The 14,543-nt window shown below is 37.3% G+C and carries 9 protein-coding genes; 8 read left to right on the plus strand and 1 reads right to left on the minus strand.

Features of this window, described 5'->3' with window-relative positions:
- The first annotated feature begins 87 nt into the window (after nucleotides 1–87).
- The 8 genes from AA089_RS09395 (at nucleotide 88) to AA089_RS09430 (ending at nucleotide 13,850) form a co-directional block, all read left to right on the plus strand.
- Complete coding sequence (locus AA089_RS09395) at nucleotides 88–3,036, plus strand: SusC/RagA family TonB-linked outer membrane protein (RefSeq protein WP_046756682.1); 2,949 nt, start codon at nucleotides 88–90, stop codon at nucleotides 3,034–3,036.
- Nucleotides 3,037–3,049: 13 nt separating this feature from the next.
- On the plus strand, nucleotides 3,050–4,525 hold the full coding sequence (locus AA089_RS09400; RefSeq protein ID WP_046756718.1) for a RagB/SusD family nutrient uptake outer membrane protein: 1,476 nt from the start codon (nucleotides 3,050–3,052) through the stop codon (nucleotides 4,523–4,525).
- Nucleotides 4,526–4,535: 10 nt separating this feature from the next.
- Entirely contained in the window at nucleotides 4,536–6,260 is a 1,725-nt protein-coding gene (locus AA089_RS09405; protein WP_046756683.1) for a SusE domain-containing protein, read from the plus strand.
- Nucleotides 6,261–6,279: 19 nt separating this feature from the next.
- Nucleotides 6,280–7,719 (plus strand): glycoside hydrolase family 30 protein, encoded by a 1,440-nt coding sequence (locus tag AA089_RS09410; protein ID WP_046756719.1) that lies wholly within the window; start codon nucleotides 6,280–6,282, stop codon nucleotides 7,717–7,719.
- A gap of 17 nt (nucleotides 7,720–7,736) precedes the next feature.
- Nucleotides 7,737–9,209: a glycoside hydrolase family 30 protein gene (locus AA089_RS09415; RefSeq protein ID WP_082113241.1), complete on the plus strand. Its 1,473-nt coding sequence runs from the start codon at nucleotides 7,737–7,739 to the stop codon at nucleotides 9,207–9,209.
- 17 nt (nucleotides 9,210–9,226) lie between these two features.
- The gene (locus AA089_RS09420) at nucleotides 9,227–10,060 is read left to right on the plus strand and encodes a T9SS type A sorting domain-containing protein (protein ID WP_046756684.1); all 834 of its coding nucleotides are present in this window, start codon (nucleotides 9,227–9,229) and stop codon (nucleotides 10,058–10,060) included.
- Nucleotides 10,061–10,134: 74 nt separating this feature from the next.
- Nucleotides 10,135–12,036 (plus strand): cellulase family glycosylhydrolase, encoded by a 1,902-nt coding sequence (locus AA089_RS09425; RefSeq protein WP_046756685.1) that lies wholly within the window; start codon nucleotides 10,135–10,137, stop codon nucleotides 12,034–12,036.
- 224 nt (nucleotides 12,037–12,260) lie between these two features.
- Entirely contained in the window at nucleotides 12,261–13,850 is a 1,590-nt protein-coding gene (locus tag AA089_RS09430) for a solute:sodium symporter family transporter (RefSeq protein ID WP_046756686.1), read from the plus strand.
- A 36-nt stretch (nucleotides 13,851–13,886) separates the two neighbouring features.
- Here AA089_RS09430 and AA089_RS09435 read toward each other — a convergent pair whose 3' ends face one another.
- On the minus strand, nucleotides 13,887–14,531 hold the full coding sequence (locus AA089_RS09435; protein WP_046756687.1) for a hypothetical protein: 645 nt from the start codon (nucleotides 14,529–14,531) through the stop codon (nucleotides 13,887–13,889).
- Nucleotides 14,532–14,543 lie beyond the last annotated feature (12 nt).

Consider the following 14,543-nt stretch of genomic DNA (forward strand, 5'->3'; position numbering starts at 1 on the left):
AAAACAGGTGTCTATACATGGCGTATTTCAAAGTAAATTGCTACAACGTTTTCGAGAACCTAAAAAACGAAGTAATTCAACACTAAAATGAATATACAAAAGCTAAAATGTATTGCGATTTTCATAGTATTTCTTTTTCAAGGAATAACTATTCATGCACAAAACAAAGTCTCAGGAAAAGTAACGGACGCTAACGGAATCCCAATTCCAGGCGTTTCTGTTATTATAGAAGGTACAGACAAGGGCGATAGTACAAACTTTGATGGAATCTACAATATTACCTTCGAATTTGATGAAAACTCAGTCCTTGTATTCAGTTATGTAGGATTGAAAACAAAAAAAGTTCCTGTCAACAATCAAAGTACAATCAATGTTCAAATGGAAAATGATGTCAATGCGTTGGACGAAGTTGTAGTTGTCGGATATGGCTCGCAGCTCAAAAAAGACATTACAGGATCTGTATCTATCATTGATGGCGAAGCGTTTGAATCACGTCCAAACACACAAGTTGGCGCGTTACTACAAGGACAATCAGCAGGTGTACAAGTACTATCAAGTTCGGGAAAACCATCGGAAGGATTTAGCATTCGTATTCGTGGAACAAACTCCATCAATGCAGGAAGTGAACCTTTATATGTCGTAGATGGTGTACCAACCACTGACACACGATCGATCAATCCAAGTGATATTGACACAATTACCGTTCTAAAAGATGCTTCTTCCACGGCAATATATGGTGCACAAGGTGCCAATGGTGTTGTCATCATCACTACCAAACGCGGAACCACAACCAAACCAAAAATAAGTTTAGACATCTATACAGGATTTTCGCAAGTTTGGAACACATTACCAGTACTAAATGGAGAACAATACCGTGATTTAATGACGGAACTTGGACTCTCTACAAACTGGGACGATTTTACAGCAAGAACCGATTGGCAAGATGAAATCTTTCAAAATGGATTCTCGCAAAACTATCAAATCTCAGTTTCAGGGAAATCAGAAAAAACAAACTACTTTGTATCTGCGGGATACATTTCACAAGAAGGCGCTGTACGAAGTGCTGAACTCGATCGTACAAACTTCAAAATAAATCTCGATCAAGAAATTAATGATTGGCTCAAAGTCGGAACGCGAATTGCCTATACACGTTACCGCGATGTAGATATAAATGATAACAACAACGTGAATCAAGGTGGCGTTTTATTGGGCGCACTCACAACGCCTTCGATCATCGGAGTTTTCAATGACGACGGCATGTTTTCGAGCAATCCATTTCAAAACTGGGAAAACCCTTTAGCAAGTACGGATGGTTTAGAACGCGAATTTAACAATCAACGTTTCTTAGGAAATCTTTACGCAGAAGCCAAGTTTCTAAACGATTTCACATACAAAATTAACTACGGAATCGATAACAGTAATGGCGTATTCGATTCATTTCTCGATCCATTCCGCACAGGATTTGGTGTCGCTATTGGCGGACAAGCCATCAACAATACAAACAAAACATCGTACTATATCATTGAAAATACACTGAGTTACAAAAAAATACTTGGAAAGCACAACATAGAAGGTTTAGTAGGTTCTGTAAATCAAAAATTTCGTTTTGAAGACAGTTCCATTCAAACCAGAAACTTTGCAAGTAATGCCGTTGCCACACCAAATGGCGGATCAGAATTATTTGCAGCAACAGCTTTCAAATCTGAACGTGCAAACGCGTCATTTCTAAGTAGAATCAACTACAGTTACGACGACAAATACTTGCTAACAGCAAACTTTAGAGCTGACGGATCAAGTGCTTTCGGACCCAATCAACGTTGGGGATACTTTCCATCATTCTCTCTAGGTTGGCGTGTTTCGAAGGAAAAATTCATTCCAGAAGATTCATTTATCAACGACCTAAAAATTAGAGCAGGTTGGGGAATTGTAGGAAACGATCAAATAGCAAACTATGCTTACCTTGGACGCATTGGAAATGGTGCAAACTATCCGTTTGGCGGCGCTGTACAACCAGGAACATTTCCCGCATCAATAGAAAATTTAGAACTCAAATGGGAAGAATCTGAGCAAACCAACATAGGAATTGATGTTTCATTGTTTGACAACAGAATTAGCTTCACAGCAGACGCGTATATCAAAAATACGAGAGACTTACTATTAAATGCGCCATTGCCAACGTCTACAGGGTTTAGTAGTGCCATTCAAAATGTTGGCGAACTGCAAAACAAAGGATTAGAATTCTCTGTAAACAGTGTCAATGTCAAAAACGACAATTTCTCATGGAATACAGGAATCAATATCTCGTTTAACGAAAATGAAGTCATTGATTTAGTTGGACAAGAAATTCTACAAGGTGGAATCGCTGGCGGTAGAGGAGAAGCAAGCATTGTGCGTGAAGGCGAAGCATTAGGTTCTTTATACGGATACATTTTTGGAGGTGTTGATCCAACTACGGGAAATGCTTTTTACATTGATAGAAATGGCGAATCAACTTTTACGCCAAGTCCAGAAGATAGAACCATCATTGGCGATGCAAATCCTGATTTCTTTTATGGAATCACAAATACAATCAACTACAAAGGATTTGGTTTATTTGTATTTTTGCAAGGATCACAAGGAAACGATTTGCTCAACGCAACACGAATAGAAACAGAAGGAATGATTGACCCTAAAAACCAATCAATTGCGGTATTAGATCGCTGGCAACAACCTGGCGATATCACAAACATTCCGCGCGCAAGCTTTGGAAACAGCGACAACTCACGTGTGTCAACGCGTTTCATTGAAGACGCTTCCTACCTTCGTTTCAAAGCCATAACACTGAGTTACAGCTTTTCTGAAAAACTATTAGAAACACTCAATATCAGTGGTTTAAAAGTATACGCTACAGGCGAAAACATATTTACAATAACCGAATATTCAGGATTTGATCCAGAAGTAAATGCTTTCGGCGGAAGCAACACCATTCGGGGAATTGACTTTGGAACCTATCCGCAAACGAGAAACCTAATATTTGGGCTAAATGTTACATTTTAAAAAAAGCAACGGCATGAAACATTATAAAAAAATCATCTATCTCTTCATCAGCATTGCAATAATTTCGTGTAATGACTACTTAGACTTAGATCCAATTTCGGAAGAAACAAGTGGAAACGCCTACGAAACGGCAAGTCAAATAGAAGCAGCTTTGGTTGGCGCGTACGAATCGTTTCAATCGTCAGAATACTATGTGTGGGACAATATACTATTTCAAGATGTTCGTTCCGATAACTGTTATGCAGGCGGCGATAATCCTGAAATATTTCAAATAGATTTCATTGATATCGAACCAACACATTCGCGATTATTTACACATTGGTCAAACTTGTACAACGCCATTTCAAAAGCAAATCTAGTCTTAGAACGTGTCGAAGAAATCAACGATCCGTTACTTACGGAAGAACGCAGAAACCAAATCAGAGGAGAAGCGTATTTCTTACGATCATATCACTATTTCACATTGGTAAAACTTTGGGGCGGCGTTCCGTTAATACTAAACACAATTACATCAACCGACAGTGGAAGCGTCAACGTTCCGCGTGCAACCATTGAAGAAGTATATGCGCAAATCACTTCAGACTTACAAACAGCCGCAAGTTTATTGCCCGATACATACGGAAATGATGCAAGTATCAACAAAGCAAGAGCCACTTCTGGTGCCGCACATGCATTAGCTGCAAAAGCTTTTGCACAACAACCAAATGCAGATTATACGGCAGTTTTAAACCACATAGAAGCCTTAGAAAGCAGCGAAGCAAACTATGAACTTATTGCATACGAGCAGCTTTTCAATGGAAACAATTACAACAATGCAGAATCAATCATAGAAGTACAATACTTAGGTGGAAACGAAGGAAACTTTGGTCCACAACTATTATTACCACCATCAATCAGTGGCGATACATGGCGAAAATTTGTCACACCATCAGTTGATTTAGTCAATGCGTTTGATGGAGAAGGCGATACCGTTCGAAAAAACGCTTCAATTCTCTTTGAACAAGTACAATGGGTTGATGAATTTTGGGGAAACACACAAGGAAGTACAATTCCATTTAGTTACAAATGGAAAAACGCAAACGGTTTTGCAAGTGCAGACAATACCTATTTATTACGCTATGGCGATATCGTTTTGCTCAAAGCAGAAGCCTACAACGAATTAACACAACTAGGAAATGCCATCACTGAAGTCAATAAAATTAGAAACAGAGCGCAATTGCCAAATCTGACAACAGCCCAAAGCAATTCGCAAGAAACGCTTCGAACTACAATACTAAAAGAACGCAGACTCGAATTATTTCAAGAAGGACAACGTTGGGACGATTTAGCACGTTACAACCGATTAGTTTCCACAATGAACAATCTTGTTGAAATTGATCTCAGAAATGGAAGTCCTGTCAATTACAACATGACAGCAGCAAAAAAACTATTACCAATTCCACAGCAGGAACTCGATAGAAATCCTGCTTTAGTTCAAAATCCATTATAAAATATTTGTTATGAAAAAGAAATACATACACTTACTCACACTGTGCTTTTTAGCATTCGTTACCATGGTTTCTTGTGAAAAAGAAGAAAATTTACAGCCTGAAGGCGAATGGACATTGAGCGCACCAACAATTACTGCGCCAACGCTAGAAACAAGTATAATTCTCGATGAAACTACGCCAAATGAAACCATTACATTTACATGGGAAGCGGCTGAATCATCAGCAGGATATGCCGTAACATACGAAGTACTCATTGATACTTTAGGAACTACTGATTTCAGCACGCCAATGTTAACGACTGCATCTTCCAATAACGGAACTGAAACGTCTGTTTCTATAACCTATGAAATGATCGATCAAATACTATCATTTTCAGGTTTTCAAGCAAATTCAGAAGCTACGGTTGCATTTGCAATAAAAACAAACAGCTTAAGTAAATCGAATATGGTTATCGGAAGTATGAAAGTAACCCGATTTGAAAACGAAACCATTCCTACCAAAATATACATTTCAGGAACGGCAACGGAAAACAACAATAATCTTGCGGAAGCGATATTATTACGTCGTTTAACAGACGATAACGGATTGCCTTCCAACATTCACGAAGTATACACAAGTTTACGTGCAGGCGAAACCTACAAATTTTACAGCGAGCGTTCATTACCAGCATTACAGTACGGAGGAGTTGATGGAAACTTAGCACTATTTGGTGCTGGAATAGTTGCTGAAAACGAAGGACAATATCGAATCCGAATCAACTTAGATACCAATACTTACGAACTCTTCCAAATCAACTATTGGGGAATGGTTGGAACGCCCGTAAGTGGCGGTTGGGGCGGAGACGAACCGTTGGCATATCAAGGAAACGGCATCTGGAAAGCGTCTATAAACCTCGAAAATACTGGCGGATTTGTTTTTAGAGCAAACGGCGATTGGGGTTACTTACTAAAACGAGTTACTGGAACGCCAAACACACTTGTATTGGAAAATGATGCGACAAGTCAAGGAGTTTCAATAGAAGACATTCCAAATGATCAAACAGGATTGTACTTTGTTACGTTAGACCTTTCGGCAGAAAATTACAACTATACGTTTGAAGAAGACAATACGGTCATTGAACCGATTGCCACGCCAAGTCAACTATTTTTATTTGAAAATGGCGTGATGATTCAGGAACTATCTAAAGATGGCGATGTATTTAGTACCAATGATTTCATTCCGATGCAAGCGAGCAATTCTTACACCTTAAATAGTGCAATGGACGGTTCAGGAATTTCCTATTCAGTCAACGAAAATTTAGCGCAAAGCATAAATCCTGATGGCGATAGTGTTTCGGATACAATTACACTCTTAGAAAACAGTAATACTTTCACACTAGACAATGATAGAGCGTTGCGTTTCAATATTGATTTCAGTGTGCCGCAACTCAGTTGGACATATTATAATTTCAAGCTATTTCATTGGCAAATTTGGGATGATAGAGTGGAAAATCAAATGACATATTCACATCCAAATACATTTTCAATTACGGTAAACCTTACAGCAGGATACGATAGCAAATTTATAAGTCCGTGGGATTTCGATTTAGGAAGCGACAATCCAACCGCATTGACAGGAAACTTAATCAATGGTGGCGGATCTAATCTGTTGAATATCAATACTGACGGTTCATATACAGTAACCATTACGCTTGCAAATGATTATCAATCAGGAACCTACGAATTTATTCAATAAAAAAACAAGACTAAAAAAAATGAAATTATATACTCTAAACAGCATGAAGTTTTTGATGTTTGCCTTGTCGTTTTCTTTCTTTTCAGCATGTAGCGATGATGAAATGCCAACATATGAACCACCAACACAAGCCGAAGTTGGTGTGGATTTCTACATGACAACGCCCGACAAATCAAGCTTGATTACGTTGCAAGATAACAACATATTTCCGTTGTCGGATAACAACAATCCAACCATTTCCATCAGTGAAAACGATACTTTCCAACAAATGGATGGTTTTGGATTTTCGCTCACAGGCGGAAGTGCGCAACTCATCAATAACATGTCTTCAGGCGCAAGAAGTAATTTACTCAACGAACTCTTTGGCAATGGCGCAGATGATATTGCGACTTCATACTTGCGAATCAGTATTGGCGCGTCCGATTTAGATGCAAATGTATTTAGTTACAACGATGTGCCAGCTGGTCAAACAGATGTGAATTTGGACAACTTTTCCATCAATCCAGACATGGCAAACCTAATTCCTGTATTGCAAGAAATCTTGGCTATCAATCCAAACATAAAAATTTTGGCAACACCTTGGTCGGCGCCAACTTGGATGAAAACTAACGAAAACTCTGTTGGAGGCGAATTGCGAACAGAATATTATGGAACGTATGCAAATTACTTTGTAAAATACATTCAGGCAATGGAAGCGCAAGGAATTACAATTGATGCAATTACGGTACAAAACGAACCTGAAAATCCATTCAACAATCCAAGCATGGTGATGTCTGCCGCACAGCAAATCGATTTCATTGGAAATCATTTAGGTGCCGCTTTCGCGAATGCAAACATCACAACCAAAATCATTGCGTTTGATCATAATCCAGACAATACAAACTATCCGATTGCGGTATTAAACAACGCTAACGCTAATAGTTATATTGACGGTTCTGCCTTTCATTTATACGCGGGACAAATTAATAACTTAAGTTTGGTACACAACGCACATCCTGATAAAAATATCTATTTCACGGAACAATGGATAGAAGCTCCAGGCGATTTTCAAGAAGATATTCGTTGGCATTTCAGAGAATTGATGATTGGCGCGCCACGAAATTGGAGTAAAAATGTATTGCAATGGAACTTAGCGGCAAATCCAAGTAATGGTCCGTTTACGGATGGCGGTTGTACAGCATGTTTAGGAGCCGTAACAATTGATGGCAACGATGTTACTCGAAATTCTGCGTATTACATTGTAGCACAAGTAGCAAAATTTGTACCTGTCAATTCCACACGAATTGGTTCTAATTACTTAACAGATCTTCCAAATGTGGCATACAAAACTCCTAGCGGGAAAATTGTGGTCATCGTTTTAAATAATACAGACACTCAGAAAAATTTTAACATCAATGTACAAGCCGAACCTGTTTCTACAGTATTGCCTGCGGGATCAGTAGGAACCTATGTTTGGTAAGTAAAACCTACACACAAATGAACATAAAAAATACGATAATTGCCGTAGCAGCATTGCTACTGGCCTCATGCGCTAATGACGTTACTCAACCTGAAAAAAAGCAGGAAAATGTTGCAAAAACAGCATTTCAAGCTACCAAAGCAACGTTGTATACAACCGCTGAAAATTCAAGTTTACGTTTAGCAAATGAAGGCGAATTTCGTTTTGTAAATACAACACAACCTCTAGAAACGGAAGTGGCAGTATTTGTCAATCCTTCAAAGAAATTTCAAACGTTTTTAGGAATTGGTGGCGCAATTACGGACGCTTCCGCAGAAGTGTTTTCAAAATTATCGAAGGACAAGCAGGAAGAATTTTTAAACGCGTATTATACTGAAAACGGCATCAATTACAATATTATCCGAACCAGTATTCACAGTAGTGATTTTGGCTTGGGAAGCTTTACATACATTGATGAAGGCGACGAAAAACTAGAAACGTTTTCGATAGCGAAAGACAAGGAAAAACGCATTCCGATGATCAAAAGAGCAACGGCACTTATTGAAGACGATTTGGTGTTTTATGCAAGTCCTTGGAGTCCGCCAGCATTTATGAAAACGAACAATCACATGCTAAAAGGTGGAAAATTGTTGCCAAAATATTATCAAACTTGGGCAGATTATTTTGTGAAATTCATCAAAGCGTATGAAGCAGAAGGTATTCCAGTTTGGGGCGTAACGATTCAAAATGAACCAATGGCAACACAACGTTGGGAATCTTGTATTTATTCAGCAGAAGAAGAACGAGATTTTTTGAAAAATAACTTAGGACCAACTTTTGAAAAAAATGGTTTGGGCGATAAAAATATTGTGGTTTGGGATCATAACCGCGATTTAATTTCACACAGAGCAAACACGATTTTTGAAGATCCAGAAGCGGCAAAATATGCTTGGGGAATTGGTTTTCATTGGTATGAAACATGGACTGGCGGCGATGCAAAATATGAAAACTTAGGAAACATCAACGCTTCATTTCCAACCAAAAACTTACTATTTACAGAAGGTTGTCAAGAAAAGTTTGACGAACAAGAATACCAACGTTGGTCAAATGCGGAACGCTACGGAAACTCTATGATTAACGACTTTAACAATGGAACTGTGGGTTGGACAGATTGGAATATTTTGTTAGATCATACAGGTGGACCAAATCATGTACAGAACTTTTGTTTTGCGCCAATTCATGCAGATACGCGCACAAACGAACTCATATACACGCCATCGTACTATTACATTGGACACTTTTCAAAATTCATCAAACCGAATGCAAAACGTGTAAGTACCACAACCAGTAGAAGTACGCTAGAAAGTACGTCTTTTCAAAATACGGATGGAACTATTACTACAGTAGTCATGAACAAAACTGACGAAAAAATCAATTATAAACTTATTGTAGGCGCAAAAGAACTCAAGTTTTCAATTGATGCGCATGCGATTCAATCTTTAATTTATTAATCTAAAAAAAAACAATTATGAAGAAAAATTACATACAAAAAGTTCAATGTTTAGCAATTGCTTTGGTGTTTAGCACGATCGCTTTCGCGCAAATTATCACAGACGGAACGTATAAAATTTTAAATACAGTTCATAATGAAGTGATGAGTGTCAATACACTTCCGCCAGGCGATCCAGGAAATCCTGATAATTTAGTGGTTGGAAGAGCGCAAATGGCGACAAATAACACCAACGATGATTTTCAACTTTGGACATTTACACATCAAGGAAACGACGTATACAAAATTCAGAATGTAGGCGATAGTTCATTTTTAGGAATAAAAGACGGTTGGTGTGGCGTTTTTGGCGATGTACAAACAGGTTTTGCAATGACAAGCGATTATGTAGAATTTAAAATTTCAGCGGGTTCTATAGCAAATAGTTATGTTTTTGAAATCGCTTTTGATGCTTTCTGCAATTTTGGTTCTACAAATGTGCCAATCAAAGCATTTGATATTGATGGCGGAAATTCAGGAGGAAAATTACAAACTTTTGATGTAGATACGACAAATCCAAATCAGCAGTTTCAAATTGTAACAGCGGCAAGTTTAAGCGTAAACGAAGTTGCAAAAAGTGATTTTAAGGCAATTTACAATCAAACACAACGTACTGTTGCATTCAATAGTGTCGATTCATCTGAGAACAATTTGAAAATTAAAGTATTTGATGTGAATGGTAGCACCTTAAAAATGATAGAAAATACATCCATTACGAACCTACAAATTGATTTCAATTCCATGGCAAATGGACTTTATTTCATTCAAATAGAGCGTGGAAATTCTCGTGATGTAAAGAAGGTACTTATTTTTTAAATACTGCATTTTATGTGTTGAATTTTAAAATCTAAATAACCAAAACCTACCAAAACCACCAAAAACCAAGAATTATGAAAACCAAGAAAAGTACCTTATACAGCTGGCTTTTGCTGCTGTGTATTAGTTTGACAATGAATGTTGCCAATGCACAATTGACTGTGTCGGCAACAGGAAGTAAAATTTTAGAAAACGGAAATCCAATCACACTTCGTGGTGTCAATTTTGGAAATTGGCTCCTTTGGGAAGGATACATGATGGATTTAGACGTTGATGGCATTAAATCACATTCACAGATTAGAGCAGGTTTGAAAGATTTGCTAGGAAATAGTGAGTTTTTAGTTAGTAATTTTGAAACAAACTGGCGTAATAAATATATTACGAATGCTGATTTCGCGAAAGCAAAAGAAAAAGGATTCAATGTAATTCGCATCCCATTTCATTACAATATGTTTTGGAATGACGCTACAGGAACTACCAAAAATGACGGTTTTGTTTGGCTCGATAAAGCATTGAGTTGGGCAAATAATAATAATATTTATGTCATTTTTTGTATGCATGCGGCGCCAGGTTATCAAAATCCAGATCATCATTCGGACAATCCAGGGACAACTGTTGATTTTTGGAATGGCAACTGGAATAACGTGAATATTGCCAAAGCAGTTTGGAAACATATTGCGAAACGTTATAAAAATAGAACAGGAAATCAATGGTTAGCAGGATATGATTTGCTCAACGAACCTGTATTGGATAACAATAAATACCGACTGAAAAAAGCGTATAAAGAAATGACGGCGTCCATTCGTCAAGAAGATTCAAATCATTTAATTTTTGCCGAAGGAAACTACTACGGAAGTGATTTTTACGATATGTTAGAACGTTGGGACAGTAAGTTGGTATTTTCCAATCATTACTATGGATTGCAAAATGAATCGAATCCAAATCCAGATTTAAATACAATAAAAGCACAAGGCGAAAACTTAAATATTCCGCTCTTTACAGGAGAATTTGGCGAAAATACAGACACTTGGGTAAAAGCTGCGCGTACCGATTACGATTCACAGAATGTGAGTTGGGCATTTTGGGCATGGAAACGTGAAAATACACCAAGAGCTGTCTATTCATTTACGAGTCCTGCGAAATGGACAAATAAGATTGCACCATATTTACGAGGCGAATCAGGCATTTCAAGACCTTCTATTAACGAAACGTACAATACCTTAAATCAATTGGCAAATAAAGTACAGCTTTCCAATTCGACTTTTGTAAGTTCGTTGCATCAATTATTGATTCCATCAAAACCAATCGGATCGTATATTTGGTTGAAAAATAGTAATAAATATGTTTCTTCCAACAACGGTTCAGGACCTATGACAGCCAATAGAAATGGTGTTGGCGGTTGGGAAAAATTTCAGGTTATAAGTGCTGGAGATACTAAAATTGCGCTAAAAGGAAATAATAACAAATATGTAAATTCTCAAAATGGAAATTCGCCTCTTACTTGCACGAGCAATAGTGTTTCTGGTTGGGAATCGTTTGAATGGATTGAAATTAACGGACAAGTAGCACTGAAAGGTTTCAATGGAAAATTTGTAAGTGCCGAAGGCGGATCTTCTAACGGAATGAACTCAAATCGTGAAACGGCTTCTGGTTGGGAAGTTTTTTCTTGGGGAACCACATCAGCATCTAGAAATGCAAACACCACAGGATTGATTACACCACAAATTAACCAACAAATTAAAGCAGACGATTTTACGGTATTTCCGAATCCTACTTCCAATTTGATTAGGTTTGATCTTCCAACGAAATCGACAAACTATCGCATCGCAGTTTACAATACTATTGGCGTGCAAGTATTATTGAAAGAAGTCACAACAAATCAGGTTGATATAAGTACACTTGGCGTTGGGAATTATTTACTAAACGTGACCGATGAAAATGGTTTGCAGTATAGTAAAATGTTTGTGAAAAAGTGATATATTAGTATCGTTTGAAGCAATTGAGGCTGTCATAGAAGCTTTTAAAAACGTTATTCTGAACTTGATGCTGAATTTCATGAAGCTGATTTTTAGCTGTTATGAGAAATCGAATACGTTTTTTTGACTTTTTTGACAACCTCAATTACTTTTTTTAGTGTAACGGTCATGGTTAGAGATTTGTACCGAACACTATTTTATATTTTAAATAAAAACCACCATTCATGCTCGGATTATTTTCTTTTATTGGATTTACAGCCTTGGTTGCTGTCATTTCATATGTTGCCACACGTTCCACCGATGAAACATCTTCGGATGGTTATTTTTTAGGCGGAAGAAGTCTCACAGGAATCGTCATTGCGGGTTCGTTATTGTTGACGAATCTTTCTACAGAACAAATTGTAGGCTTGAACGGTTCGGCATATAAAGAAGGAATTTTGGTCATGGCTTGGGAAACGTTGGCGGCAATTGCAATGGTAATTACCGCTATCTTTTTGTTACCTAGATATTTAAAAGGCGGAATTACGACGATTCCGACATTTTTAGAACGACGATACAATACTACTACCAAAGCATTAACGTCAGGATTATTCCTTACCGGATATGTGGTGGTGTTATTGCCTATCGTATTATATTCAGGAGCCTTGGCAATTAACGGAATGTTTGATATTCCAGAGTTGTTAGGCGTTTCTAAAACAACCGCTTTGTGGATTTCTGTATTTGCAATCGGAATTGCAGGTTCTATTTATGCTATTTTTGGCGGTTTGAAAGCAGTGGCGGTTTCCGATACAATTAATGCGGTTGGATTGTTAATTGGCGGTTTGATGATTCCGTATTTTGGTTTAAGAGAAATTGGAAACGGAAGTGTTTCTGATGGAATTGCTACCTTAATGGCTGAAAATCCTGAAAAGTTTGATGCCATTGGAAATACAGAATCGTCCATTCCTTTTGCGACTATTTTTACGGGAATGATGTTGGTACAGTTGTTTTATTGGGGAACGAATCAGGCAATTATTCAACGTGCATTGGGCGCAAAAAACTTAAAAGAAGGACAAAAAGGATTGTTGTTTGCTTCATTTATTAAAATATTAGGTCCATTGATTGTAGTAGTACCAGGAATTATTGCTTTTCATTTATTTCAAGGAAATTTAGCAAATGCTGATGAAGCTTATCCTGAACTGGTTACAAAAGTATTGCCTGCTTCATTAGTTGGCTTTTTTGCAGCAGTGTTGTTTGGTGCTATTTTGAGTTCGTTTAATAGTGCGCTGAACAGTTCTGTAACACTTTTTGGAGTAGATATTTACAAGGAATTCATCAATAAAGAAGCAACGGAGAAACAAATTGTAAAAGCTGGAAAGTTGTTTGGTGTGTTTTTGGCGATGTTAGCCATGTTTGTTGCACCATTCATCGCAAATGCACCTGATGGACTTTTTGGGTATTTGCAAGAGGTAAACGGTTGTTATAGCATTCCAATTTTGACGATTATTATTGTAGGATATGCAACAAAGTACGTTCCAGCGAAAGCGGCAAATATTGCCATCGTTTTAGGAGCTGTATTCTATATTTTGAGTCAATTTGTACTAAAACCATATGTGTTTGGAAAAGATAATTATCCGCATTTTTTACATGTAATGGCAATTTTGTTTGTAATTAATATTATCATCATGTTATTGATTGGAAAGTTTTCTCCAAGAACCATCGCATACGAACAAAAATTTACGGAAGAGGTAGATATTACGCCTTGGAAACACGCAAAATCTATTGGTATTATCGTTATTTTGATTGTAGTGAGCAGTTTTGTGTATTTTTCGTAATGCGCTTTTATGCTACGTTATTCCATTGCGTATGTGTCATTTTGGTACATCTGGAAAGTTTAAGAGTTTTTCCTCTTCTAAAATAGCAATGGTTAATTTTACATAGTCACTTACGGATTTGTCAATAGATACAGGATCGATAATGTCTATATAGCCTTTCCAAAGTAGTTCTCTGTCTTTCGTTGGACAAATGCAATACATGGAAGTTTCCGAGTGATATATGGTATATTCATCATAATACTCTGGATTGTAATAGATGTCTTGGTATTTTACATATTCTTCTGCAAAACCTCTATACGTTTCTTTGCGATCGTGATACTTGTTTTTGTACATAACTTTGTCTTCAACACCAATCACTTTTGAAAGAATGATAGCATCAAAACTATTTTGCAAAAGTTTTTCTTCTAGTTCATTGAGTTCTTTTAGCGTCACTTTTTTTGTTTTAAAACTGGCATAGGGTAAGTCTAAACTCGCCACGGCTTCTGTACCTCTGAGTTCAAATTCTTGTTTGAGTTCGTTTTCAAACTGTTTTCGTGCTTTTTCATTTGAAGTTAGTCCCACAATTAAGACTTTTTGTGGCTCGTAGTATTCTATATCAGGATTTTTCCAATAGTCAACCAATGTTGTACTGGTACAACTTGTGAGTAGTATGGAAATTAGAAGTATAGCAAATCGTTTCATGAGCTTGTTTTT

The sequence above is a fragment of the Kordia jejudonensis genome, assembly GCF_001005315.1.
Taxonomy (GTDB): Bacteria; Bacteroidota; Bacteroidia; order Flavobacteriales; family Flavobacteriaceae; genus Kordia; species Kordia jejudonensis.

Excerpts from the sequence above, each read along its gene's own strand:
- AA089_RS09395 (WP_046756682.1), top strand. The coding sequence starts at position 88 with ATGAATATACAAAAGCTAAAATGTATTGCGATTTTCATAGTATTTCTT.
- AA089_RS09400 (WP_046756718.1), top strand. The coding sequence starts at position 3,050 with ATGAAACATTATAAAAAAATCATCTATCTCTTCATCAGCATTGCAATA.
- AA089_RS09405 (WP_046756683.1), top strand. The coding sequence starts at position 4,536 with ATGAAAAAGAAATACATACACTTACTCACACTGTGCTTTTTAGCATTC.
- AA089_RS09410 (WP_046756719.1), top strand. The coding sequence starts at position 6,280 with ATGAAATTATATACTCTAAACAGCATGAAGTTTTTGATGTTTGCCTTG.
- AA089_RS09415 (WP_082113241.1), top strand. The coding sequence starts at position 7,737 with ATGAACATAAAAAATACGATAATTGCCGTAGCAGCATTGCTACTGGCC.
- AA089_RS09420 (WP_046756684.1), top strand. The coding sequence starts at position 9,227 with ATGAAGAAAAATTACATACAAAAAGTTCAATGTTTAGCAATTGCTTTG.
- AA089_RS09425 (WP_046756685.1), top strand. The coding sequence starts at position 10,135 with ATGAAAACCAAGAAAAGTACCTTATACAGCTGGCTTTTGCTGCTGTGT.
- AA089_RS09430 (WP_046756686.1), top strand. The coding sequence starts at position 12,261 with ATGCTCGGATTATTTTCTTTTATTGGATTTACAGCCTTGGTTGCTGTC.
- AA089_RS09435 (WP_046756687.1), bottom strand. The coding sequence starts at position 14,531 with ATGAAACGATTTGCTATACTTCTAATTTCCATACTACTCACAAGTTGT.